Here is a 22,957-nt window from a genome sequence, read left to right as displayed (position 1 = left end):
GAAAACCTAATGTCCAAAATCGTTAAAGTCATCGGTCGTGAAATCATCGACTCCCGTGGTAACCCGACTGTTGAAGCCGAAGTACACCTGGAAGGTGGTTTCGTCGGTATGGCAGCTGCTCCGTCAGGTGCTTCTACTGGTTCCCGCGAAGCGCTGGAACTGCGCGATGGCGACAAATCCCGTTTCCTGGGTAAAGGCGTAACCAAAGCTGTTGCTGCGGTAAACGGCCCGATCGCTCAGGCAATCCTGGGCAAAGATGCCAAAGATCAGGCTGGCATCGACAAGATCATGATCGACCTGGACGGTACTGAAAACAAATCTAACTTCGGTGCGAACGCAATCCTGGCCGTTTCTCTGGCGAACGCCAAAGCAGCTGCTGCCTCCAAAGGCCTGCCGCTGTACGCGCACATCGCTGAACTGAACGGCACTCCGGGCAAATACTCCATGCCGGTTCCGATGATGAACATCATCAACGGCGGTGAGCACGCTGACAACAACGTCGACATCCAGGAATTCATGATTCAGCCGGTTGGCGCGCCGACCCTGAAAGAAGCAGTACGCATGGGTTCTGAAGTGTTCCATCACCTGGCGAAAGTGCTGAAGTCCAAAGGCATGAACACTGCCGTTGGTGACGAAGGCGGCTACGCGCCGAACCTGGGTTCCAACGCCGAAGCGCTGGCTGTTATCGCTGAAGCGGTTAAAGCAGCAGGCTACGAGCTGGGCAAAGACATCACCCTGGCGATGGACTGCGCAGCGTCTGAATTCTACAAAGACGGTAAATACGTTCTGGCCGGCGAAGGCAACAAAGCGTTCACCTCTGAAGAGTTCACTCACTTCCTGGAAGAGCTGACCAAACAGTACCCGATCGTCTCCATCGAAGATGGCCTGGATGAATCTGACTGGGAAGGTTTCGCTTACCAGACCAAAGTACTGGGCGACAAAATCCAGCTGGTTGGTGACGACCTGTTCGTAACCAACACCAAGATCCTGAAAGAAGGCATCGAAAAAGGCATCGCTAACTCCATCCTGATCAAATTCAACCAGATCGGTTCTCTGACCGAAACTCTGGCTGCTATCAAGATGGCGAAAGACGCTGGCTACACCGCTGTCATCTCTCACCGTTCTGGCGAAACTGAAGACGCGACCATCGCCGACCTGGCTGTGGGTACCGCTGCAGGCCAGATCAAAACCGGTTCTATGAGCCGTTCTGACCGCGTTGCTAAATACAACCAGCTGATTCGTATCGAAGAAGCGCTGGGTGAGCAAGCGCCGTTCAATGGTCGTAAAGAGATCAAAGGCCAGGCTTAATCCTGTCCTGATGAAATAACCATGCCAGCCTTCGGGCTGGCATTTTTTTATACCTGCGGCCATTATTTAAAGTCGACGGCCATTTGCTGAGGGATCGACAACCCGCGGGTGGTTTCCACGCAGCGGTCGATGTAATCGGTAAAGCGCGGCGGTTTTGGCATCCCCATGCTCAGCAGCTTGTCGTTGCTAAAGCGCACGTTCAGCGTGGCGAACGCGCCATATAAGCGCATCGCTTTCAGCATCAGTCGCTCATTGCACGGCCCAAAAATTCCTTTCAGTTCGCGACGCATTTTGACCAGCGTTTCATAACTCACCTGGGCGTACTTATCTCCCACCGGCGCCTGCTCCAGCGCCAGGGCCATCGCCCGGTCGATGTCGGCAAACTTCACGCTGTTCTCCTCACCGGCAGAGATATGCACTACCTCGCCGTGGGCCAGCGGCTGGTTAAGCAGCATCAGCAGGGCGTCGGCGCAGTAGTCCACCGGGATAACATCGATCCGGTCCTCCATCGCGCACATAAATTTCTGCAGCATCAGTCCCATGCTGAATACCCAGAAAATACTGCTGGAAGGCCGGCAGCCGTGATGAGTATGGCCCACCACAATAGAAGGGCGGGCAATGACCAGCGGTAGCGTAGGGCAGTGCTGCTGCATCAGTTGCTCGATGGCCGATTTCGAGTGGGTATATTCCACCAGATGCTCGGCGCGCTGCCGAAACTCCGCGCTCTCGGCGACCAGCGAATCCGGCTCCGGTGAGCAGGACATTGCGGTGCCGACGTGGAGAAAACGCTGCAGACCCGCCACCTGCGCCATCCGTTGCGCCAGACGCAGCGTACCCGTAACGTTAACCTTCCAGATGAGCGGGTTGCTGCCAAACGAGGCGACAGCGGCGCAGTTGAGAACATGGGTGACTTGCTCAAGCCGCGGATCGTTAAGAAAATGCTCCGGAGAGGCGAGATCGCCCAGCAGGATCTGCTGCGGTCGCAGCATCGCCAGTTTCTCCTCGGCGATGTTGAACTTACGCATGTTTTCCTTGACCCGTTCCAGGCCTGCTTCGGGGCTGTTGGCACGCACCAGTAGCAGCAGATCTAATTGGCTATCCTGATGGAGTATTTTCTCTAACGCCGCGCCGCCCAGAAAACCGGTGACGCCGGTAATGAATAATGTGGTCATAAACGCTATCTCATTATGGTTGGTCTGCGGGATTCTAGGAGGGCCAAAGTAAACGACGATTAAATAAAAAATGGCGGGCAGCAGGACTTTATTAAGAGGGGCTTAAGCTTATTTTCGGCGGCGGATTGGATTCGACTCTCAGACCAGGTAAATAATTCACTCTTTCATGTATCAATTTGTACATGCATGTATTTAAACATGTTTTTATTTTTCCGCTGACGTTTTTTATGTTCTGGTATATAACACGAAAAACATCTTCTGTTACATCTTTCTTCGCTGCAGTACGCTCCGCTGTTTATTTAAATCCTTACCACACTAATGAAATAAACGAAAACAGATGCATACTTTTAATTAACAATGAATAACGTCCGGGGTGAGAAAGCGACCCCGTGAGGGAAAAACGATCGCAGCGCAGGACAAGACCTGGACAGTGAAATCTGCGATAATAAGCGTTTATCACCCTAAACAGAGATGACTATGCAGTACCCGATTAACGAGATGTTCCAGACCCTGCAAGGCGAGGGTTACTTCACCGGCGTGCCTGCCATTTTTATTCGTCTGCAGGGATGCCCGGTAGGATGCGCGTGGTGTGACACCAAGCATACCTGGGACAAACTGGCCGATCGGGAAGTGTCGTTGTTCAGCATCCTGGCGAAAACCAAAGAGAGCGATAAGTGGGGGCCGGCAAGCAGTGAAGATCTGCTGGCGATTATCGGTCGTCAGGGGTGGACTGCCCGCCACGTGGTCATTACCGGCGGTGAGCCCTGCATTCACGACTTAACGCCGTTAACCTCGCTTCTGGAACAAAACGGCTTTAGCTGTCAGATTGAAACCAGCGGCACCCATGAAGTGCTTTGCAGCCACAACACCTGGGTGACGGTTTCCCCGAAGGTCAACATGCGCGGCGGGTATGACGTGCTGTCTCAGGCCTTGCAGCGGGCGGATGAGATCAAGCATCCGGTAGGGCGCGTCCGCGACATCGAAGCGCTGGACGAACTGCTGGAAACGCTGAGCGATGACAAACCGCGGATCATCGCCCTGCAGCCGATCAGTCAGAAAGAAGACGCGACGCGCCTGTGTATCGACACCTGCATCGCCCGCAACTGGCGCCTGTCCATGCAGACGCATAAATATCTGAATATCGCCTGATAAAAAAGCCCGGTAGCATACTGACCGGGCTTTTTTTCGCTTACTCGCCGCGATAGACGCAGCCGGCGGTGCAGGTCTCTTTCACCATCACCGCGCTCAGCAGCGGGACTCGCGGTTTCATCTCATCCCAGATCCATTTGGCCAGCACTTCGCTGGTAGGGTTTTCCAGACCGGGGATATCGTTCAGATAATAGTGGTCCAGGCGATCGTAGGTCGGCTTGAAGGCGGCCTTCAGCTCGGCGAAATCCATGATCCACCCGGTATGGGGATCGACTTCACCGGTTATCTCCAGACGCACCATAAAGGAGTGGCCATGCAGGCGACCGCATTTGTGTCCTTCCGGGACGTGCGGCAGGTGGTGGGCGGCTTCGAAGGTGAAATCTTTAAACAGCGTGGTGGACATCATTGACTCTCAACAGGACGAAAAAAACCGCCGTAGGGTACCGGAAAGTACATTTTTTCGCATTAACTAAAACGGCCCTGAACAGAAAATCGACACATTTATCTGGGTTAAGTCCATAAAGTTTCGATATTTCAGATGGTTATTTAATCGATTTTGTTGTTAATAACTACAACTAAAACCGGTTAGTCCATTTGGTTATTTATTATTTCCATCCCTTCTTTAATTGTTACTATGCCCGCCGTTAACCTTCTATTCTCTTCTGTTTTTGTCGCGCTGACAGGGTGCGAATAACAGCTTTGCTTACTGGAACAAACGACGCATGACGACACAGGCCCCACCTTCCAACTTGCTGCCGCTCAACCCGGAGCAACTGGCGCGCCTTCAGGCGGCCACCACTGACTTCACGCCCACTCAGCTCGCCTGGGTGTCTGGCTATTTCTGGGGCGTGCTGAATCAGCACTCTGGCGCAACGGCAGTCGCTCCCGCCCCGGCCGCCGAGGTCCCGACGATCACGCTGATTTCCGCCTCGCAAACCGGCAACGCTCGCCGCGTCGCCGAAGCGCTGCGTGACGATCTGCTGGCGGCGAAGCTGAACGTGAAGCTGGTGAATGCAGGTGATTATAAATTCAAACAAATTGCTGCTGAAAAACTGCTGGTGGTCGTGACCTCCACCCAGGGGGAAGGTGAGCCGCCGGAAGAAGCGGTCGCATTGCATAAGTTTCTGTTCTCTAAAAAAGCGCCGAAGCTGGACGGAACCGCATTCGCCGTCTTTGGCCTCGGCGATACCTCTTATGAATTCTTCTGCCAGTCCGGCAAAGATTTCGACAGCAAGCTGGCCGAACTTGGCGCGGAACGCCTGCTCGATCGCGTCGACGCCGACGTTGAATATCAGGCTGCGGCCGCTGAATGGCGCGCGCGCGTCGTTGAGGTGCTGAAGGCTCGTGCGCCGGTCGCCGCGCCCGCTCAGCTGGCCGCCAGCGGCGCAGTGAACGACATTCATACCAGCCCATACACCAAAGAGGCTCCGCTAACGGCGACCCTGTCGGTCAACCAGAAAATCACCGGCCGCGATTCAGAAAAAGATGTACGCCATATCGAAATTGACCTCGGTGATTCCGGTCTGCGCTATCAGCCGGGCGACGCGCTGGGCGTCTGGTATCAAAACGATCCTCAGCTGGTGAAAGAGCTGGTGGAGCTGCTATGGCTGAAAGGCGACGAGCCGGTAACCGTCGAGGGCAAAACCCTGCCGCTGGCGGAAGCCCTGCAGTGGCATTTTGAGCTGACGGTCAACACCGCCGCTATCGTTGAGAACTACGCCACCCTGACCCGCAGCGAATCGCTGCTGCCGCTGGTGGGCGATAAAGCTCAGCTGCAGCAGTATGCCGCCGCGACGCCGATCGTCGATATGGTCCGTTTCTCCCCGGCGCAGCTGGACGCCGAGGCGTTAATCGGTCTGCTGCGCCCGCTGACGCCGCGTCTGTACTCCATTGCCTCCTCGCAGGCGGAAGTGGAGAGCGAAGTGCATGTCACCGTGGGCGTGGTGCGCTATGACATTGAAGGCCGCGCCCGGGCTGGCGGCGCCTCCAGCTTCCTCGCCGACCGCGTGGAAGAGGATGGCGAAGTCCGCGTCTTCATCGAGCACAATGACAACTTCCGTCTGCCGGCTAACCCGGAGACGCCGGTGATCATGATTGGCCCGGGCACCGGTATTGCGCCGTTCCGCGCCTTCATGCAGCAGCGCGCAGCGGACGGGGCGCCAGGTAAGAACTGGCTGTTCTTCGGCAACCCGCACTTCACTGAAGATTTCCTCTATCAGGTGGAGTGGCAGAGCTATGTAAAAGAGGGGCTGCTGACCCGTATCGATCTGGCCTGGTCCCGCGATCAACAACAAAAAATCTATGTGCAGGACAAACTGCGTGAGCAGGGGGCCGAGCTGTGGCGCTGGATCAATGATGGCGCCCACATTTATGTCTGCGGCGACGCCAATCGTATGGCGAAAGACGTGGAACAGACTTTACTGGAAGTGATTGCCGAATACGGCGCGATGGACGCCGAAGCGGCGGACGAATTTTTAAGTGAGCTGCGCGTTGAGCGCCGTTATCAGCGAGATGTCTACTAATGAGCGAAAAACATCCGGGGCCTTTAGTGGTCGAAGGTAAACTGACCGATGCCGAGCGTATGAAGCTCGAGAGCAACTACCTGCGCGGCACCATTGCGGAAGATTTAAACGACGGTCTGACCGGCGGTTTTAAAGGCGATAACTTCCTGCTGATCCGTTTCCACGGTATGTACCAGCAGGACGATCGCGATATCCGCGCGGAACGCGCCGCTCAGAAGCTGGAGCCGCGCCATGCAATGCTCCTGCGCTGCCGTCTGCCGGGCGGGGTGATCACCACCACCCAGTGGAAGGCGATCGATAAGTTTGCCGCCGAGAACACCATTTACGGCAGTATTCGCCTGACCAACCGGCAGACTTTCCAGTTCCACGGCATTTTGAAAAAGAACGTCAAGCCGGTGCATCAGATGCTGCACTCGGTGGGGCTGGACGCGCTGGCCACCGCCAACGATATGAACCGTAACGTGCTGTGCACCTCCAACCCTTACGAGTCGCAGCTGCACGCCGAGGCCTACGAGTGGGCGAAAAAGATCTCCGAGCATCTGCTGCCGCGCACCCGCGCCTATGCCGAAATCTGGCTGGATCAGAAAAAGGTCGCCACCACTGACGAAGAACCGATCCTCGGTCAGACCTATCTGCCGCGTAAGTTTAAAACCACGGTGGTGATCCCGCCGCAGAACGATATCGATCTGCACGCCAACGACATGAACTTCGTAGCGATCGCCGAAAACGGCAAGCTGGTGGGCTTTAACCTGTTGGTGGGCGGCGGTCTGTCTATCGAACACGGTAACAAAAAAACCTACGCCCGCACGGCGAGCGAATTCGGTTATCTGCCGCTGGAGCATACTCTGGCGGTGGCGGAAGCGGTCGTGACCACCCAGCGCGACTGGGGTAACCGTACCGACCGTAAGAATGCGAAAACCAAGTACACCCTTGAGCGCGTTGGCGTCGAAACCTTCAAGGCGGAAGTGGAGCGCCGGGCAGGTATTAAGTTTGAGCCGATCCGCCCGTACGAATTCACCGGCCGCGGCGACCGCATCGGCTGGGTGAAGGGGATTGATGATAAATGGCACCTGACGCTGTTTATTGAAAACGGCCGCATTCTGGATTATCCGGGGCGCCCGCTGAAAACCGGTCTGCTGGAGATTGCTAAGATCCATCAAGGCGAATTCCGCATCACCGCCAATCAGAACCTGATCGTCGCCAGCGTACCGGAAGATCAGAAGGCGCGGATCGAGAAGCTGGCGCGGGATCATGGCCTGATGAATGCCGTCACCCCGCAGCGCGAAAACTCGATGGCCTGCGTCTCCTTCCCGACCTGCCCGCTGGCGATGGCGGAAGCCGAGCGTTTCCTGCCGTCGTTTATCGACAAGGTGGAAGGGGTGATGAGCAAGCACGGCGTGAGCGATGAGCATATCGTCACCCGCGTCACCGGCTGCCCGAACGGCTGCGGTCGCGCGATGCTCGCGGAAGTGGGGCTGGTGGGGAAAGCGCCAGGTCGCTATAACCTGCACATCGGCGGTAACCGCAGCGGCACCCGCATCCCGCGGATGTACCGGGAGAACATTACCGAGTCGGAAATTCTCGACTCGCTAGACCAACTGGTAGGGCGCTGGGCGAAAGAGCGCGAAGCGGGTGAAGGCTTCGGCGACTTTACGGTGCGTGCGGGCATCATTCGCCCGGTGCTCGATCCAGCCCGCGATTTCTGGGAGTAACATCCTGGTGCCCGGTGGCGCGTAGCGATCCGGGCCTGTAAAACCCGTAGGCCGGGCAAACGCAGTGCCGCCCGGCAAAACAGGCAAACGAGGTTCTTATGTCCGTACTCGATCTAAACGCGCTTAATGCATTGCCGAAAGTGGAACGCATTCTGGCACTCGCGGAAACCAACGCCCAGCTGGAAAAGCTCGACGCCGAAGGGCGTGTGGCCTGGGCGCTGGAAAACCTGCCGGGAGACTATGTGCTGTCGTCAAGCTTTGGCATTCAGGCGGCGGTGAGTTTGCACCTGGTGAACCAGATCCGCCCGGACATTCCGGTGATCCTTACCGATACCGGTTACCTGTTCCCGGAAACCTACCAGTTTATTGATGAGCTGACGGACAAACTCAAGCTGAACCTGAAGGTCTACCGCGCGGCTGAAAGCGCGGCCTGGCAGGAGGCGCGCTACGGCAAGCTGTGGGAGCAGGGCGTTGAGGGCATTGAGAAATACAATGAGATCAACAAGGTTGAACCGATGAACCGGGCGCTGAAAGAGCTCAACGCGCAGACGTGGTTTGCCGGTCTGCGCCGCGAGCAGTCGGGCAGCCGGGCTACGCTTCCGGTGCTGGCGGTCCAGCGCGGGGTGTTCAAGGTGTTGCCGATTATCGACTGGGATAACCGGACGGTGTATCAGTACCTGCAAAAGCACGGGCTGAAATACCATCCGCTGTGGGATCAGGGCTATCTGTCGGTAGGCGATACCCACACCACCCGCAAATGGGAGCCGGGCATGGCAGAAGAAGAGACCCGGTTCTTCGGGCTTAAACGCGAGTGCGGATTGCACGAGGGTTAATAGCGCCTCCTGAGGGAAAGGTGTGCAAGAGAACACGCGGGTGATGCCGCGTGTTCATTTGCAGCCGTCAGCTTTTCTTCTCCACCTTCGCCAGCTCTTTCACCAGCGGCAGCATCACTTTCACGACATCGCGCCCGCGATGCTCGATCCGTCCCGGCAGCGCGTGGTCGATATACTGCTGATTATCCAGCTGCACGTCATGCCAGCTGATGCCCTGTGGGAAGCTGCGCGATTTGCTCCGCTGCTGATAGCCATCTTTCTTGCCTAATGACCAGTTGGTCGCTTCCACCGACAGCACCGGGATCCCCGCGTTGTCGAAGACGCTGGCGTCATTACAGCAGCTGGTGCCTTTCGGGTAAGCCGGATTGAGTCCCGGATTGGTGTAGGCGGCAATGCCTTTGCTGCGGGCGATAGCCAACGCGCGATCGCGGGTCAGCTTGCGTACCGAGGCCGGCGTGCGGCGGCCGCTGTTGAAGTAAAGCTTATCGCCTCCCACCAGGTTATCGAGATTGATCACCAGCAGGGTATTTTTCTTTTCCGCCTCGCTCATCCGCTGCAGCAGGTTTTGCGCGCCGAGACGACCTTCCTCTTCGCCGCTGGTGGCGATAAAGCGAATGCCATAGCGGGTGGGGACGTTCTTTAAATGCTCCGCCAGCTCCAGCATCACCCCGAGCCCCATTGCGTTGTCGTCAATTCCCTGCAGCGTCAGGCCGCCGAGGTTGTTTTCGACGTCTTTATCGCTCTGCGGCGCGTAGGTATCAAGGTGGGCCATGATGATGATTTGCTGGCGAGACTGGCCTTCATGGGCGGCGATCACCGTACTGCCGGTGGCGTTATGCCAGTTTTTACGCTGGTTGCTGTCGGTATAGATGTAGCGGGTATTGAAGCTCCGCACGTCGCTCTGATAGCCCATCCGGGCGAACTGCTGGCGCAGATAGTCAGCTGAGAGCATTTCCGGGGGCGTTCCGGTCATACGTCCCGGGAAGACGGTGGCGATATGGCGAGCCTGACTACTGGCGGTGTCGCCCAGCGCACAGAAGGCGGGGGCGGCGGCGAAAACAAAACCGGTGCCGAGCGTCAGCGGAAGCAGACGGCGGCACAACGCGGAAAACATAAGGGGTCCTTACACGAACGAGACAATTTGACGCGTACAGTATGAAACTGTGACCGCGGTTAAACAATTTCAACTGCTCTTAAATAGCGGAAAAATAGCGTGTTAAGCACTTTTTGATATTTGGATTTCCATCGCGTTATTCCTTTGCGTCACAACTCATTCCATTTCGTAATTTCATTTGCTCTAAGGCGCACCCTATAGTCGCAGTATCGCTGATTGTAAGAGAGTTGTTACCCCGTGGATTACTTGCCCCTTTTTGCCGAACTGAAACAAAGGCCCGTACTGGTGATCGGCGGCGGTGAGATTGCCGAACGCAAGATCAAGTTCCTGCTGCGAGCCCAGGCGCAGGTGCAGGTGGTCGCCGGGACGTTGTCTCCGGCGCTGGCCGATCTGGCGGCGCGCCAGGCGCTTAGCTGGCGGGCGACGGAATTTAGCGACGCTCTGGTGGACGATGTCTTTCTGGTGATTGCCGCCACGGAGGACGAGGCGCTTAACCAGCGGGTGTTTGCGGCGGCTAACGCGCGCTACCGACTGGTCAACGTAGTGGATAACCAGGCGCTGTGCTCGTTTGTTTTCCCTTCTATCGTCGACCGTTCGCCGCTGCTGGTGGCGATCTCCTCCAGCGGGAAAGCGCCGGTGCTGTCGCGCATTCTGCGCGAAAAAATCGAAGCGCTACTGCCGACGAACCTCGGGCGTCTGGCGGAATCGGCGAGCTACTGGCGCAACCATCTGAAAACCCGTCTGACGACCACCGAAGCGCGTCGCCGCTTTTGGGAGCGGGTCTTTACCGGTCGCTTCGCCAGCCTGATGGTGGCGGGCAACGCTGCGGAGGCGGAAAAGGCGCTGCAGGATGAGCTGGATAAGCCCGAACGCGAAACGGGTGAAATTATTCTGGTAGGGGCTGGACCGGGCGATGCCGGGCTGCTGACCCTGCGTGGCTTGCAGGCGATCCAGCAGGCGGACGTGGTTTTCCACGATCATCTGGTGACCCAGCCGGTTCTCGAGCTGGTGCGCCGCGATGCCGAGCTGGTTTGCGTCGGCAAACGCGCCGGCGAGCACTCGGTGCCGCAGCATGAAACCAATCAGCTGCTGGTGGAGGCGGCGAAGGCGGGGAAAACCGTCGTGCGCCTGAAAGGCGGCGATCCGTTTATTTTTGGCCGCGGCGCTGAAGAGCTGCAGGCCGCCGCCGCTGCGGGCATCCCGTTCCAGGTGGTGCCAGGCGTCACTGCCGCCGCCGGCGCGACGGCCTACGCCGGTATTCCGCTGACCCATCGCGATTATGCGCAAAGCGCCGTCTTTGTCACCGGGCACTATAAGCCGGACAGCGCCCCCTTCGACTGGGCGCTGTTGGCGAAGAGCCAACAGACGCTGGCGATTTACATGGGCACCATGAAGGCGGTGGAAATCAGCGCCCAGCTGATTGCCCACGGTCGCGACAGCAATACGCCGGTAGCGGTGATATCCCGCGGTACCCGCGACGATCAGCAGACGATAACCGGCACATTGCAACAACTCGAACACCTGGCGAAAGACGCCCCGATGCCCGCCCTGCTGGTGGTCGGCGAAGTGGTGCAGCTGCATCAGCAGCTCGCCTGGTTTCAACATACATCATCCGCCGAGGGGTTTAACTCTTCGGTGGTCAATCTGGCTTAAGGAACGGTTATGGACCAAAAACGACTCACTCACCTGCGGCAACTGGAGGCGGAAAGCATCCATATTATTCGTGAGGTGGCCGCCGAATTTTCTAACCCGGTGATGATGTACTCCATCGGGAAAGATTCCAGCGTAATGCTGCATCTGGCGCGCAAAGCGTTTTATCCGGGAACCCTGCCGTTCCCGCTGCTGCACGTCGATACCGGCTGGAAATTCCGTGAGATGTATGAGTTCCGCGACCGTACCGCCAAAGCCTATGGCTGCGAGCTGCTGGTGCATAAAAACCCGGAAGGGGTGGCAATGGGCATTAACCCGTTCGTCCACGGCAGCGCCAAGCATACCGATATCATGAAAACCGAAGGGCTGAAGCAGGCGCTGAACAAATACGGCTTTGACGCCGCATTCGGCGGCGCGCGCCGTGATGAGGAGAAATCCCGCGCCAAAGAGCGCATCTACTCCTTCCGCGACCGCTTCCACCGCTGGGACCCGAAAAACCAGCGTCCGGAGCTGTGGCACAACTACAACGGCCAGATTAACAAAGGCGAAAGCATCCGCGTCTTCCCGCTCTCCAACTGGACCGAGCTGGATATCTGGCAGTACATCTATCTGGAAAACATCGAAATCGTGCCGCTGTATCTGGCCGCTGAGCGCCCGGTGCTGGAGCGCGACGGCATGCTGATGATGATCGATGACGACCGTATCGATCTGCAGCCGGGCGAAGTGATTGAAAAGCGGATGGTGCGTTTCCGTACCCTCGGCTGCTGGCCGCTGACCGGCGCAGTGGAGTCTGAAGCGCAAACGCTGCCGGAAATTATTGAAGAGATGCTGGTATCCACCACCAGCGAACGTCAGGGGCGCGTCATTGACCGCGACCAGGCCGGCTCGATGGAGCTGAAGAAACGTCAGGGGTATTTCTAAGGAGCCGCCATGAACACGACCATTGCCCAACAAATTGCTAATGAAGGCGGCGTAGAAGCTTATCTGCACGCGCAACAGCACAAGAGCCTGCTGCGTTTTCTGACCTGCGGCAGCGTCGATGACGGTAAAAGCACCCTGATTGGCCGTCTGCTGCACGATACCCGCCAGATCTATGAAGATCAGCTCTCTTCGCTGCACAACGACAGCAAGCGCCACGGCACCCAGGGCGAAAAACTGGACCTGGCGCTGCTGGTGGATGGCCTGCAGGCCGAGCGCGAGCAGGGCATCACCATCGACGTGGCCTATCGCTATTTCTCCACCGAGAAGCGCAAATTTATCATCGCTGACACCCCGGGGCACGAGCAGTACACCCGCAATATGGCCACCGGCGCGTCCACCTGCGATCTGGCGATCCTGCTGATCGACGCGCGCAAAGGCGTGCTGGATCAGACCCGCCGTCACAGCTTTATCTCCACCCTGCTGGGCATTAAACACCTGGTGGTGGCGGTCAACAAAATGGATCTCGTCGAGTTTAGCGAAGCGCGCTTCAACGAGATCCGTGAAGCTTACCTGACCTTTGCCGAGCAGCTGCCGGGCAACCTCGATATCCGCTTTGTACCGCTGTCGGCGCTGGAAGGCGATAACGTCGCCAGTCAGAGCGCGAACATGCCGTGGTACAGCGGCCCGACCCTGCTGGAAGTCCTCGAAACCGTGGAGATCCAACGGGTAGTAGAGAGCCAGCCGCTGCGCTTCCCGGTGCAGTATGTTAACCGTCCGAACCTCGATTTCCGCGGCTTCTCCGGTACGGTCGCCTCGGGCACCGTGCAGGTCGGCCAGCGCCTGAAGGTGCTGCCGTCGGGGGTCGAATCGAGCGTAGCGCGGATCGTCACCTTCGACGGCGATCTGCAGGAAGCCGCCGCCGGGGAAGCCATTACCATTGTGCTGAAAGATGAAATCGACATCAGCCGCGGCGACCTGCTGGTTGACGCGCAAGCCACGCTGCCGGCGGTGCAAACCGCCAGCATCGACGTAGTATGGATGGCCGAGCAGGCGTTGACCCCGGGGCAGAGCTACGACATCAAAATCGCCGGTAAAAAGACCCGCGCCCGCGTGGACGCTATCCGTTACCAGGTGGATATTAACAACCTGACCCAGCGTGAAGTCGAGTCTCTGCCGCTGAACGGCATCGGGCTGGTGGAGCTGACCTTTGACGAACCTTTAGTGCTGGATCCGTATCAGCAAAACCCGGTGACCGGCGGGCTTATCTTTATCGATCGTCTGACCAACGTCACCGTCGGCGCCGGGATGGTCAACGAGCCGCACCTGCAGGCGTCGACGTCGGCATCGCAGTACAGCGCTTTCGAGCTGGAACTGAACCAGCTGATCCGCAAACACTTCCCGCACTGGGACGCCCGCGACCTGCTGGGAGGCAAATAATGGCCCAGCATGACGAAAACGTCGTCTGGCATGCCCACCCTGTGACCCAGCAGCAGCGGGAACAGCATCACGGCCATCGCGGCGTGGTGCTGTGGTTTACCGGCCTTTCGGGGTCGGGTAAATCCACCGTCGCCGGGGCGCTGGAGGAAGCCTTGCATGAGCGCGGCGTCAGCACCTATCTGCTGGACGGCGATAACGTGCGTCATGGCCTGTGCAGCGACCTGGGATTCAGCGATGAGGATCGCAAAGAGAACATTCGCCGCGTCGGTGAAGTGGCCAGGCTGATGGTCGATGCCGGGCTGGTTGTATTGACGGCATTTATATCTCCGCACCGCGCGGAGCGACAGATGGTGCGCGAGCGCCTGGGGGAGGGACGCTTTATCGAAGTGTTCGTCGATACCCCGCTGGCCATTTGCGAGGCGCGGGATCCGAAAGGATTGTATAAGAAGGCGCGGGCAGGGGAATTACGCAATTTTACCGGCATAGACTCGGTCTATGAGGCACCGGAAAAGGCGGAAATTCATCTGGATGGTGAACAATTGGTAACAAATTTGGTGCACCAACTATTAGACCTGCTGCAACAGAGCGATATTATCAGATCCTGAAACGGCAGCGGCATCGAGGGGTGCCGGTTGCCCGGTCTACAGGATTCGATATGCGCAATACCCAGAACCTCAGTATTATTCGTTCAGAACCGCCTCCGGCGACCGGCGACGAGACCACCTGGTCTTTGTCGGGCGCTGCCGTGGGCTTTATTTCATGGCTGCTGGCGCTGGGTATTCCCTTCCTTCTCTATGGCAGTAATACACTTTTCTTCCTCCTCTACACCTGGCCATTCTTCCTTGCGTTGATGCCAGTGGCGGTGGTGGTCGGTATTGCGCTGCACTCTCTGCTCAATGGCAAACTGCTCTATAGCGCCAGCGCGACTATCCTGACCGTCGGGCTGATGTTTGCGCTACTCTTCCTCTGGCTGTTGGGATAACCCGTTTCTGGTATGAATCAAGCATGGGTATCAGCGGCAAAAATATGGTACAGTCCCCGCGTTACGCGGCATCGTCCGCGCGCCCCGGTAGCGTACCCGGGCGAGTTTTGGGATGATGATGCCGTTTTTCAGGGGGCAGGATGGGTAAACTAACGCTGCTATTATTAGCTTTGCTGGTCTGGCTACAGTATTCGCTGTGGTTCGGTAAAAACGGCCTGCATGACTACACGCGGGTTAACGACGACGTCACCGCCCAGCAGGCGACTAACGCCAAATTAAAAGCACGCAACGATCAGCTGTTTGCCGAAATTGACGACCTCAACGGCGGTCAGGAAGCGATCGAGGAGCGTGCGCGCAATGAACTCAGCATGACCCGCCCGGGCGAAACCTTCTATCGTCTGGTACCGGATGCGTCTAAACGCAACCAGGCATCGGGGCAACAGCAGAACAATCGATAACCAGGCCCAGGATTACGACATGGCAGCCACTTTTCCGGGCATTTGCGCCGTGGTGCCGGCAGCCGGTTTTGGCCGCCGCATGCAAACGGAATGCCCGAAACAATATCTCTCAATCGGTAACAAAACGATTCTCGAACACGCGGTCGCCGCGCTGCTGGCGGATCCGCGCGTCCAGCGCGTGGTGATTGCCGTCAGCCCCGGCGATCGGCGCTTCAGCCAGCTGCCGCTGGCCCAGCACCCGCAAATTACCGTCGTGGATGGCGGCGCCGAGCGCGCCGATTCGGTACTCGCCGGCCTGCAGGCGTTACCGGAAGCGCAGTGGGTGCTGGTGCATGACGCCGCGCGCCCCTGCCTGCATCAGGATGACCTCAGCCGCCTGCTGGCACTCTGTGAAACCAGCCGCGTCGGCGGGATCCTCGCGGCCCCGGTGCGCGACACCATGAAGCGCGCCGAGCCGGGCAAAACCGCCGTCGCCCATACCGTCGATCGTAATGACCTGTGGCACGCGCTCACCCCGCAATTTTTCCCTCGCGAGCTGCTGGTGGATTGCCTCACCCGGGCGCTGAACGAGGGGGCCACCATCACCGATGAAGCCTCGGCGCTGGAGTATTGCGGCTTCCATCCGCAGCTGGTCGCCGGACGCGCTGATAATATTAAAGTGACGCGCCCGGAAGATCTGGCGCTGGCGGAATTTTACCTCACCCGTTCCCGACACCAGGAGAAAGCTTAATGCGAATTGGACATGGTTTTGACGTACACGCTTTTGGCGGTGAAGGCCCAATCATCATTGGCGGGGTACGCATTCCTTTTGAAAAAGGGCTGCTGGCCCACTCCGACGGCGACGTCGCGCTGCATGCGCTGACCGACGCGCTGCTGGGCGCCGCGGCGCTCGGCGATATTGGCAAGCTGTTCCCGGATACCGATCCGGCGTTTAAAGGCGCCGACAGCCGCGAACTGCTGCGCGAAGCGTGGCGCCGCATTCAGGCCAAAGGCTATACGCTCGGCAACGTCGACGTCACCATTATCGCCCAGGCACCGAAAATGCTGCCGCATATCCCGCAAATGCGTGTCTTTATCGCTGAAGATCTCGGCTGCCATATGGACGACGTCAACGTGAAAGCGACCACCACCGAGAAGCTGGGCTTCACCGGCCGCGGGGAAGGGATCGCCTGCGAAGCGGTCGCGCTGCTGCGTAAGGCCGACAAATGATCGCCTTTGACCAACTGACCTGGCTGCACGGCAAGCCGCAGAGCAGCGGGCTGCTGAAAGCCAATCCGGAAGATTTTCTGGTAGTGGAAGACCTGGGCTTTGCCCCGGACGGCGAAGGCGAGCACGTGCTGGTGCGGATCCTTAAAAACGGCTGCAATACGCGCTTTGTCGCCGACGCGCTGGCGAAATTCCTCAAAATCCATGCCCGTGAAGTGAGCTTCGCCGGGCAAAAAGATAAGCACGCCGTCACCGAGCAGTGGCTGTGCGCTCGGGTGCCCGGCAAAGAGATGCCGGATCTGAGCAAATTTCAGCTTGAGGGCTGCCAGGTACTGGAATATGCCCGCCATAAGCGTAAGCTGCGATTAGGCGCGCTGAAGGGCAACCAGTTTACCCTGATCCTGCGCGAGATTAGCGATCGCCAGGAGGTGGAGACGCGTCTGCAGGCCATCGCTGAACGGGGCGTGCCAAACTATTTCGGCGCTCAGCGCTTCGGCATTGGCGGCAGTAACCTGCAGGGCGCGCTGCGCTGGGCGGAGAGCGGCGCGCCGGTGCGCGATCGCAATAAGCGCAGTTTTTGGTTGTCGGCGGCCCGCAGCGCGTTGTTTAATCAGCAAGTCAGTATTAGATTAAAAAAAACGGAATTTAATCAGGTTGTTGATGGCGATGCGCTACAATTAGCGGGGCGTGGGAGCTGGTTTGTCGTCACACCGGAAGAACTCGAGGTTTCGCAGGCGCGGGTGCACAACCGCGAACTGATGATCACGGCTGCGCTACCGGGCAGCGGTGACTGGGGAAGCCAGCGCGACGCCCTGGCCGCCGAGCAGGCCGCCATCGCCGAGGAAACCTCGCTGCAGACACTGTTGGTGCGGGAGAAAGTCGAGGCGGCGCGCCGGGCGATGCTCCTCTATCCGCAGCAGTTGAGCTGGAACTGGTGGGATGATGTAACCGTTGAACTGCGTTTCTGGCTGCCGGCGGGCAGCTTCGCCACCAGCGTGGTCAGGGAGCTTATCAATACAACGGGTGACTATGCGAATATTGCTGAGTAACGATGACGGGATCCATGCGCCGGGGATACAGACCCTGGCGAAGGCCTTAAGGGAGTTTGCCGAGGTCCAGGTGGTTGCACCCGATCGTAACCGCAGCGGGGCTTCGAATTCGCTGACGCTGGAATCGTCATTGCGCACCTTTACCTATGAAAATGGCGATATCGCCGTCCAGATGGGGACGCCGACGGACTGCGTCTACCTTGGCGTGAACGCGCTGATGCGCCCGCGCCCGGACATCGTCGTTTCCGGCATCAACGCCGGACCCAACCTGGGCGATGACGTCATTTACTCCGGCACCGTGGCGGCGGCGATGGAAGGCCGCCATCTGGGGTTCCCCGCGCTGGCCGTGTCGCTCAATGGCTATCAACACTACGACACCGCCGCGGCGGTAACCTGTACTCTCCTGCGCGGACTCAGCCGTGAACCGCTGCGCACCGGGCGGATCCTCAACGTCAATGTCCCGGACCTGCCCCTTGACCAGATCAAAGGCATCCGCGTGACCCGCTGCGGCAACCGCCATCCTGCCGATCAGGTGATCCCGCAAAAGGATCCGCGCGGCAATACCCTGTACTGGATAGGCCCGCCGGGCGATAAGCGCGACGCCGGGCCGGGCACCGATTTTGCGGCAGTGGATGAAGGCTATGTTTCCGTTACGCCATTGCACGTCGATTTAACCGCCCATCAGGCGCATGAGGTGGTCACCGATTGGCTGGAACGTGTCGGGGTTGACAGGCAATGGTAAGTAAACGTGTTGAAAGTTTGTTGAATCAACTGCGCACGCAGGGCATCGTCGATGAACGTGTCCTCGAGGCGATCGCGCGCGTCCCGCGCGAAAAGTTTGTTGATGAAGCCTTTGAACATAAAGCGTGGGAAAACACCGCGCTGCCGATTGGCCAGGGGCAAACCATCTCCCAGCCGTACATGGTGGCGCGGATGACCGAGCTGCTGACGTTGACGCCGGAGTCGCGGGTGCTGGAGATCGGCACCGGTTCCGGTTACCAGACGGCCATCCTGGCGCATCTGGTGCATCACGTTTGCTCGGTAGAGCGAATTAAGAGTTTACAGTGGCAGGCGCGTCGTCGCCTGAAACAACTTGATTTACATAATGTTTCAACCCGTCATGGCGATGGGTGGCAAGGTTGGCAGGCGCGGGCGCCGTTTGATGCCATTATTGTGACGGCGGCGCCGCCGGAAATACCGACCGCGCTGCTGGCGCAGCTGGATGACGACGGCGTGCTGGTACTGCCGGTTGGCGAGGAGCATCAGTTTCTCAAACGGATCCGTCGCCGGGGCAACGAATTTATCATTGATACCGTCGAGGCCGTTCGCTTTGTTCCCCTGGTGAAAGGGGAGCTGGCCTGAGACCCGGATTATTCCAGGTTTTTTTTGCCTGACTTTAGGCGTAGGGTGGACACATTTTTCAGTGTCCTGGCCGGGCGTCGCCCGGTAAGCAAGATATTGGCAGTTAACATATTCCTGGGGGATAAATGAGCGCGGGAAGCACCAAATTTACCGTCAGCCGTATTGCGGCTCTTTCACTGGTTTCACTCTGGCTGGCCGGATGTACCAACACCAATAATCCGCCTGCGCCGGTCAGCTCTGCCGGCGGTGCCGCCTCTTCCAGCACCAACTCCGGCATGTTGATTACGCCGCCATCCTCCGGCGTCAAGTCTGCTCCTCAGGCGCAGCCGATCCAGCCGGTACAGACCCAGACCATTCAGCCGCAGCCAATGGCGCAGGAGCCGGTGCAGACGGTGAATGGCAAGATCGTTTATAACCGCAAATATGGCGATATTCCGAAAGGTAGCTATACCGGCGGCAGTACCTATACGGTCAAACGCGGCGACACGCTGTTCTATATCGCCTGGGTCACCGGCAACGATTTCCGTGACCTGGCGCAACGCAACAATGTCCCGGCCCCGTACGCCCTGAACGTCGGCCAGGTGCTGCAGGTCGGCAACGCTTCAGGCCAGCCGATCACCGGTGAAAATGCCGTTTCTCAGGCCAGCGCAAGGGCGAGCGGCGGTGCGACGGCCACCACAACTTCTGCACAAAAATCGACCGCGGTGGTTGCTTCACAACCGACTATTACGTATTCTGAATCCTCAGGTGAACAAAGTGCTACCAAGATGTTGCCTAATAATAAACCAGCGACCACGACCTCGACGGTCGTCGCGCCGGTGACGGCACCAACAACGGTGAGCACAACCCAGCCGACTGCAAGCAGTACGTCAACCAGTTCGCCGATCTCATCATGGCGCTGGCCGACTGATGGCAAAGTTATCGAGAACTTTAGTGGCGCGGAAGGCGGCAATAAAGGTATCGACATTGCAGGCAGTAAGGGACAGGCTATTGTCGCGACCGCCGATGGGCGCGTCGTCTATGCCGGTAACGCACTGCGCGGCTACGGTAATCTTATTATCATCAAACACAACGATGATTACCTGAGTGCCTACGCTCATAACGATACCATGCTGGTTCGGGAGCAACAGGAAGTCAAAGCGGGGCAGAAAATCGCTACCATGGGTAGCACCGGAACCAGCTCAACAAGATTACATTTTGAAATTCGTTACAAGGGGAAATCCGTCAACCCGCTGCAGTACTTACCGCAGCGATAATTTGGCAAAGTACGGATAAGCGAAGCATTAGCTAACAGGCGCCAGGGCGGTGTCTATGCGCCTCTCGCAGAGAGGAGTAGGGGAAATCGTCCTGGCGTCTTTTGTTGATGCGCCGTGGAAGGTGCTTTGCTCAGGGATCACGGGTAGGAGCCACCTTTATGAGTCAGAATACGCTGAAAGTTCATGATTTAAATGAAGACGCGGAATTTGATGAGAACGGAATTGAGGTTTTCGACGAGAAGGCCTTAGTAGAAGAGGAACCCAGTGATAGCGATCTGGCTGAGGAAGAGCTGCTGTCGCAAGGCGCAACGCAACGCGTGCTTGACGCCACTCAGCTTTATCTTGGAGAGATTGGTTATTCCCCACTGCTGACCGCGGAAGAGGAAGTCTATTTCGCGCGTCGCGCACTGCGTGGTGATGTCGCTTCACGCCGTCGCATGATTGAAAGCAACCTGCGTCTGGTGGTGAAGATTGCCCGTCGTTACAGCAATCGTGGTCTGGCGCTGCTGGATCTGATTGAAGAAGGTAACCTCGGCCTGATCCGCGCCGTTGAGAAGTTTGACCCGGAACGTGGGTTCCGTTTTTCGACCTATGCGACCTGGTGGATCCGCCAGACCATTGAACGGGCGATCATGAACCAAACCCGTACGATCCGTTTGCCGATCCACATTGTCAAAGAGCTGAACGTCTATCTGCGTACCGCGCGCGAGTTGTCCCATAAGCTGGACCACGAGCCGAGTGCGGAAGAGATTGCCGAACAGCTGGACAAACCGGTCGATGACGTCAGCCGTATGCTGCGTCTGAACGAGCGCATCACCTCGGTGGATACCCCGCTGGGTGGCGATTCAGAAAAAGCGCTGCTGGATATTCTGGCCGATGAGAAAGAGAACGGCCCGGAAGACACCACGCAGGACGATGATATGAAACAAAGCATCGTTAAATGGCTGTTCGAACTGAACGCCAAGCAGCGTGAGGTTCTGGCGCGTCGTTTCGGTCTGCTGGGTTATGAAGCCGCCACCCTGGAAGATGTGGGCCGTGAAATTGGCCTCACCCGCGAGCGTGTGCGTCAGATCCAGGTGGAAGGTCTGCGTCGTCTGCGGGAAATTCTGCAGGGGCAAGGACTGAATATCGAAGCGCTCTTCCGCGAATAAGATCTTTTCTCTCAAAAAGGCCCCCTCGAAAGTCGGGGCCTTTTTCTTTGCGCTAGCCGCGGCGGGTTTCCTGCAGATGGCGCCAGACAATTTTCCCTTCCGCTTGCTGAAAAATCGCCGTCGACCAGCGTACGTTCTCACTGCCATCCGCCAGCGTTTGGCGTTCACGGTATAGCACGGCGGCGCCGTCGTGCCACTCGCTGATGATTTTCGTCTGATCCACCACGATGTGTAATCCCGGACGGCTTGCGCCCGCCTGGTGGAAAAAACGGCTCACCGTCGGGTGGTCCATCTTCTCGCCGCTCAGAGGGATCATAGTGAATTCGGCGGCAAAACGGCTCATCAGCGCCTCAGCGCTCCCTTCCCCCTGGCTTAACCAGCGTTCGATAAGGACATGGGCGTCGAGGACTTCCTGCAGATACGGGTTCATGACTTCTCCAGAGTGGTGTGCAGGCGATGGATAATCGCCCGATTATTCAGCCGCAGGCAACACAGCAGCGGCAACAGGGTTATGGCGGCGGCGCAGCTAAACGCGCCTTGCCATGCGTAGGCCGGCGGGAATATCCTCAGTAGCAGAGCGAGCAGCGCGCTGCCGGCAAAGAAGCTGAGCTGGCGGTTAAGGTTCCACAGCGCGCTGGCGTCAGGCATCTCTTCGCCAGGCGTATGCAGGAAAGCGCTGCTTTGCGCGGTGCTGCTGCATAAGCTGCCTCCGCCGCCCATCAGCGTAAAGGCCAGAATCAACAGCGCCAGCGAGCTGTGCGCATCGACCTGCAGCAGCAGCAGGATCCCTGCCGCCTGAAGCAGGCAGCCGACTATCACCAGAGGCCGCGGTCCGAAGCGGTTGAAATACCTGCCGGTAAAGGTGATGGCGACAAACGAGGCCAGCGACCAGGGCACCATCAGGGCGCCAATGGCCCCCGGCGCCATCCCGGTGACGCGTTGCAGGTAGAACATTCCCACGACGTTGACGCCAATAAACATTCCCGGTACGCAGAGATAAATAAGCATGGCGAAGCGCAGGAGAGGATCGGCCAGCAACGACAGCGGGAGCAAGCGGGCCGGCCGGACAGGGGCGGAGGTGTCGTTCAGCCATCGCGCCGCCAGCATAAAGGTAAGCAGGGCGACAGGCAGGCTGGCGAAAAAGACCCAGCGCCAGCTGAAGGCCTGGACTAGCAGACCGCCGATCGCCGGCGAGCAGGCGGGCGCCAGCAGGCCGACCAGCATCACCGCCGCCGATAGCTTCGCCCGCTCCTGCGGCTGAAACAGCGGCCAGGTCAGCGCCTGACCGAGGGGGATTAGCAGCCCGCCGCCCATCCCCTGCAACGTCCGCCAGAAAATCAGCGCACCCAGGCTGTGGGCCAGCCCTGATGCCAGCGCGCCGAGGCTGAACAGCCCCAGCGAGAGTAAAAACAGCCGTTTTGGTCCACAGCGCTGGCTGAGCCAGGCGCTGAACGGCACGACGACCGTCAGGCCAAGAATATAGGCATTGCTGACCCACGCCAGCTGCGAGACGGATACCGCCAGCGCGTGGCTGATAGCCGGGAAGGCGATGCTGGCGATAAACATATTGATTAAGTCGAGAAAAAAGCCGAACAGAAAAACGGTGGCAACGCGGTGGCGATAGGTCATGATTCACTCCCTCAGACAGGCGGCTACTGTAAACCCGGCGCCACGG

Annotated in this window: 23 protein-coding genes; 18 read left to right on the top strand and 5 right to left on the bottom strand. The window is 58.3% G+C overall.

What is annotated here, in order from left to right:
- Nucleotides 1-9 precede the first annotated feature (9 nt).
- The gene (gene eno / locus ACQUTI_RS14565; RefSeq protein ID WP_002915213.1) at nucleotides 10-1,308 is read left to right on the top strand and encodes a phosphopyruvate hydratase; all 1,299 of its coding nucleotides are present in this window, start codon (nucleotides 10-12) and stop codon (nucleotides 1,306-1,308) included.
- 62 nt (nucleotides 1,309-1,370) lie between these two features.
- Here eno and ACQUTI_RS14560 read toward each other — a convergent pair whose 3' ends face one another.
- Nucleotides 1,371-2,480: an SDR family oxidoreductase gene (locus tag ACQUTI_RS14560; protein ID WP_004205581.1), complete on the bottom strand. Its 1,110-nt coding sequence runs from the start codon at nucleotides 2,478-2,480 to the stop codon at nucleotides 1,371-1,373.
- A 477-nt stretch (nucleotides 2,481-2,957) separates the two neighbouring features.
- Between ACQUTI_RS14560 and queE the strand changes: the two genes are divergently transcribed.
- Complete coding sequence (queE, locus tag ACQUTI_RS14555) at nucleotides 2,958-3,629, top strand: 7-carboxy-7-deazaguanine synthase QueE (protein WP_004205582.1); 672 nt, start codon at nucleotides 2,958-2,960, stop codon at nucleotides 3,627-3,629.
- A gap of 40 nt (nucleotides 3,630-3,669) precedes the next feature.
- Here the strand turns inward: queE and queD are convergent, their stop codons facing one another.
- Nucleotides 3,670-4,035, bottom strand: coding sequence for a 6-carboxytetrahydropterin synthase QueD (gene queD / locus ACQUTI_RS14550; RefSeq protein WP_004174641.1), 366 nt, complete (start codon nucleotides 4,033-4,035; stop codon nucleotides 3,670-3,672).
- 316 nt (nucleotides 4,036-4,351) lie between these two features.
- Here queD and cysJ point away from each other — a divergent pair, with 316 nt between their 5' ends.
- The 3 genes from cysJ (at nucleotide 4,352) to cysH (ending at nucleotide 8,696) form a co-directional block, all read left to right on the top strand.
- Nucleotides 4,352-6,151 carry an NADPH-dependent assimilatory sulfite reductase flavoprotein subunit gene (gene cysJ / locus ACQUTI_RS14545; RefSeq protein ID WP_043520757.1) on the top strand — a complete coding sequence of 600 codons (1,800 nt, stop codon included), beginning with the start codon at nucleotides 4,352-4,354 and terminating at the stop codon, nucleotides 6,149-6,151.
- Complete coding sequence (gene cysI / locus ACQUTI_RS14540; RefSeq protein ID WP_004205585.1) at nucleotides 6,151-7,863, top strand: assimilatory sulfite reductase (NADPH) hemoprotein subunit; 1,713 nt, start codon at nucleotides 6,151-6,153, stop codon at nucleotides 7,861-7,863. Before cysJ ends, cysI begins: the two co-directional genes overlap by 1 nt.
- Nucleotides 7,864-7,961: 98 nt before the next feature.
- On the top strand, nucleotides 7,962-8,696 hold the full coding sequence (cysH, locus tag ACQUTI_RS14535; RefSeq protein ID WP_004205586.1) for a phosphoadenosine phosphosulfate reductase: 735 nt from the start codon (nucleotides 7,962-7,964) through the stop codon (nucleotides 8,694-8,696).
- A gap of 67 nt (nucleotides 8,697-8,763) precedes the next feature.
- On the opposite strand, the gene ACQUTI_RS14530 is transcribed toward cysH, so the two are convergent.
- Nucleotides 8,764-9,810, bottom strand: coding sequence for an aminopeptidase (locus ACQUTI_RS14530; RefSeq protein ID WP_428923297.1), 1,047 nt, complete (start codon nucleotides 9,808-9,810; stop codon nucleotides 8,764-8,766).
- 246 nt (nucleotides 9,811-10,056) lie between these two features.
- On the opposite strand from ACQUTI_RS14530, the gene cysG reads away from it, so the two are divergent.
- The 13 genes from cysG (at nucleotide 10,057) to rpoS (ending at nucleotide 21,282) form a co-directional block, all read left to right on the top strand.
- Complete coding sequence (gene cysG, locus ACQUTI_RS14525) at nucleotides 10,057-11,463, top strand: siroheme synthase CysG (RefSeq protein WP_254465514.1); 1,407 nt, start codon at nucleotides 10,057-10,059, stop codon at nucleotides 11,461-11,463.
- A 9-nt stretch (nucleotides 11,464-11,472) separates the two neighbouring features.
- The gene (gene cysD, locus ACQUTI_RS14520) at nucleotides 11,473-12,381 is read left to right on the top strand and encodes a sulfate adenylyltransferase subunit CysD (RefSeq protein ID WP_002915160.1); all 909 of its coding nucleotides are present in this window, start codon (nucleotides 11,473-11,475) and stop codon (nucleotides 12,379-12,381) included.
- Nucleotides 12,382-12,390: 9 nt separating this feature from the next.
- Nucleotides 12,391-13,818, top strand: a complete 1,428-nt coding sequence (gene cysN, locus ACQUTI_RS14515; RefSeq protein WP_254465501.1) for a sulfate adenylyltransferase subunit CysN — start codon at nucleotides 12,391-12,393, stop codon at nucleotides 13,816-13,818.
- Complete coding sequence (gene cysC / locus ACQUTI_RS14510; RefSeq protein WP_002915158.1) at nucleotides 13,818-14,423, top strand: adenylyl-sulfate kinase; 606 nt, start codon at nucleotides 13,818-13,820, stop codon at nucleotides 14,421-14,423. Before cysN ends, cysC begins: the two co-directional genes overlap by 1 nt.
- Before the next feature lie 50 nt (nucleotides 14,424-14,473).
- Nucleotides 14,474-14,800 carry a DUF3561 family protein gene (locus ACQUTI_RS14505; RefSeq protein ID WP_004205590.1) on the top strand — a complete coding sequence of 109 codons (327 nt, stop codon included), beginning with the start codon at nucleotides 14,474-14,476 and terminating at the stop codon, nucleotides 14,798-14,800.
- Nucleotides 14,801-14,940: 140 nt separating this feature from the next.
- Nucleotides 14,941-15,258 (top strand): cell division protein FtsB, encoded by a 318-nt coding sequence (gene ftsB / locus ACQUTI_RS14500; RefSeq protein WP_002915156.1) that lies wholly within the window; start codon nucleotides 14,941-14,943, stop codon nucleotides 15,256-15,258.
- Between the two features lie 19 nt (nucleotides 15,259-15,277).
- Nucleotides 15,278-15,988 (top strand): 2-C-methyl-D-erythritol 4-phosphate cytidylyltransferase, encoded by a 711-nt coding sequence (gene ispD / locus ACQUTI_RS14495; protein WP_017899180.1) that lies wholly within the window; start codon nucleotides 15,278-15,280, stop codon nucleotides 15,986-15,988.
- The gene (gene ispF / locus ACQUTI_RS14490; RefSeq protein WP_004205597.1) at nucleotides 15,988-16,467 is read left to right on the top strand and encodes a 2-C-methyl-D-erythritol 2,4-cyclodiphosphate synthase; all 480 of its coding nucleotides are present in this window, start codon (nucleotides 15,988-15,990) and stop codon (nucleotides 16,465-16,467) included. The genes ispD and ispF overlap by 1 nt, the downstream gene beginning before the upstream one ends.
- A complete protein-coding gene (gene truD, locus ACQUTI_RS14485) occupies nucleotides 16,464-17,513 on the top strand; it encodes a tRNA pseudouridine(13) synthase TruD (RefSeq protein ID WP_004205599.1) in 1,050 nt (349 codons plus the stop codon). The genes ispF and truD overlap by 4 nt, the downstream gene beginning before the upstream one ends.
- Nucleotides 17,494-18,255 (top strand): 5'/3'-nucleotidase SurE, encoded by a 762-nt coding sequence (surE, locus tag ACQUTI_RS14480; protein WP_004205600.1) that lies wholly within the window; start codon nucleotides 17,494-17,496, stop codon nucleotides 18,253-18,255. Before truD ends, surE begins: the two co-directional genes overlap by 20 nt.
- Nucleotides 18,249-18,875 carry a protein-L-isoaspartate(D-aspartate) O-methyltransferase gene (locus ACQUTI_RS14475; RefSeq protein WP_004205602.1) on the top strand — a complete coding sequence of 209 codons (627 nt, stop codon included), beginning with the start codon at nucleotides 18,249-18,251 and terminating at the stop codon, nucleotides 18,873-18,875. The genes surE and ACQUTI_RS14475 overlap by 7 nt, the downstream gene beginning before the upstream one ends.
- Nucleotides 18,876-19,000: 125 nt before the next feature.
- A complete protein-coding gene (gene nlpD / locus ACQUTI_RS14470) occupies nucleotides 19,001-20,131 on the top strand; it encodes a murein hydrolase activator NlpD (RefSeq protein ID WP_004205605.1) in 1,131 nt (376 codons plus the stop codon).
- Between the two features lie 158 nt (nucleotides 20,132-20,289).
- On the top strand, nucleotides 20,290-21,282 hold the full coding sequence (gene rpoS, locus ACQUTI_RS14465) for an RNA polymerase sigma factor RpoS (RefSeq protein ID WP_002915106.1): 993 nt from the start codon (nucleotides 20,290-20,292) through the stop codon (nucleotides 21,280-21,282).
- Between the two features lie 52 nt (nucleotides 21,283-21,334).
- Here the strand turns inward: rpoS and ACQUTI_RS14460 are convergent, their stop codons facing one another.
- Both ACQUTI_RS14460 and ACQUTI_RS14455 read right to left on the bottom strand, forming a co-directional pair.
- The gene (locus ACQUTI_RS14460; protein WP_428923296.1) at nucleotides 21,335-21,712 is read right to left on the bottom strand and encodes a DUF4440 domain-containing protein; all 378 of its coding nucleotides are present in this window, start codon (nucleotides 21,710-21,712) and stop codon (nucleotides 21,335-21,337) included.
- The gene (locus ACQUTI_RS14455; protein WP_114508407.1) at nucleotides 21,709-22,911 is read right to left on the bottom strand and encodes an MFS transporter; all 1,203 of its coding nucleotides are present in this window, start codon (nucleotides 22,909-22,911) and stop codon (nucleotides 21,709-21,711) included. The genes ACQUTI_RS14460 and ACQUTI_RS14455 overlap by 4 nt, the downstream gene beginning before the upstream one ends.
- Between the last annotated feature and the right edge of the window lie 46 nt (nucleotides 22,912-22,957).

The sequence above is a fragment of the Klebsiella sp. 7-CIP_Kleb. genome, from assembly GCF_050378655.1.
Lineage (GTDB): Bacteria > Pseudomonadota > Gammaproteobacteria > Enterobacterales > Enterobacteriaceae > Klebsiella > Klebsiella quasipneumoniae.
This window is presented reverse-complemented; position numbering and strand designations above follow the sequence as displayed.

Bases quoted from the DNA above. Each gene is read 5' to 3' on its own strand.
- eno (WP_002915213.1), top strand. From the start codon at position 10: ATGTCCAAAATCGTTAAAGTCATCGGTCGTGAAATCATCGACTCCCGT.
- ACQUTI_RS14560 (WP_004205581.1), bottom strand. From the start codon at position 2,480: ATGACCACATTATTCATTACCGGCGTCACCGGTTTTCTGGGCGGCGCG.
- queE (WP_004205582.1), top strand. From the start codon at position 2,958: ATGCAGTACCCGATTAACGAGATGTTCCAGACCCTGCAAGGCGAGGGT.
- queD (WP_004174641.1), bottom strand. From the start codon at position 4,035: ATGATGTCCACCACGCTGTTTAAAGATTTCACCTTCGAAGCCGCCCAC.
- cysJ (WP_043520757.1), top strand. From the start codon at position 4,352: ATGACGACACAGGCCCCACCTTCCAACTTGCTGCCGCTCAACCCGGAG.
- cysI (WP_004205585.1), top strand. From the start codon at position 6,151: ATGAGCGAAAAACATCCGGGGCCTTTAGTGGTCGAAGGTAAACTGACC.
- cysH (WP_004205586.1), top strand. From the start codon at position 7,962: ATGTCCGTACTCGATCTAAACGCGCTTAATGCATTGCCGAAAGTGGAA.
- ACQUTI_RS14530 (WP_428923297.1), bottom strand. From the start codon at position 9,810: ATGTTTTCCGCGTTGTGCCGCCGTCTGCTTCCGCTGACGCTCGGCACC.
- cysD (WP_002915160.1), top strand. From the start codon at position 11,473: ATGGACCAAAAACGACTCACTCACCTGCGGCAACTGGAGGCGGAAAGC.
- cysN (WP_254465501.1), top strand. From the start codon at position 12,391: ATGAACACGACCATTGCCCAACAAATTGCTAATGAAGGCGGCGTAGAA.
- cysC (WP_002915158.1), top strand. From the start codon at position 13,818: ATGGCCCAGCATGACGAAAACGTCGTCTGGCATGCCCACCCTGTGACC.
- ACQUTI_RS14505 (WP_004205590.1), top strand. From the start codon at position 14,474: ATGCGCAATACCCAGAACCTCAGTATTATTCGTTCAGAACCGCCTCCG.
- ftsB (WP_002915156.1), top strand. From the start codon at position 14,941: ATGGGTAAACTAACGCTGCTATTATTAGCTTTGCTGGTCTGGCTACAG.
- ispD (WP_017899180.1), top strand. From the start codon at position 15,278: ATGGCAGCCACTTTTCCGGGCATTTGCGCCGTGGTGCCGGCAGCCGGT.
- ispF (WP_004205597.1), top strand. From the start codon at position 15,988: ATGCGAATTGGACATGGTTTTGACGTACACGCTTTTGGCGGTGAAGGC.
- truD (WP_004205599.1), top strand. From the start codon at position 16,464: ATGATCGCCTTTGACCAACTGACCTGGCTGCACGGCAAGCCGCAGAGC.
- surE (WP_004205600.1), top strand. From the start codon at position 17,494: ATGCGAATATTGCTGAGTAACGATGACGGGATCCATGCGCCGGGGATA.
- ACQUTI_RS14475 (WP_004205602.1), top strand. From the start codon at position 18,249: ATGGTAAGTAAACGTGTTGAAAGTTTGTTGAATCAACTGCGCACGCAG.
- nlpD (WP_004205605.1), top strand. From the start codon at position 19,001: ATGAGCGCGGGAAGCACCAAATTTACCGTCAGCCGTATTGCGGCTCTT.
- rpoS (WP_002915106.1), top strand. From the start codon at position 20,290: ATGAGTCAGAATACGCTGAAAGTTCATGATTTAAATGAAGACGCGGAA.
- ACQUTI_RS14460 (WP_428923296.1), bottom strand. From the start codon at position 21,712: ATGAACCCGTATCTGCAGGAAGTCCTCGACGCCCATGTCCTTATCGAA.
- ACQUTI_RS14455 (WP_114508407.1), bottom strand. From the start codon at position 22,911: ATGACCTATCGCCACCGCGTTGCCACCGTTTTTCTGTTCGGCTTTTTT.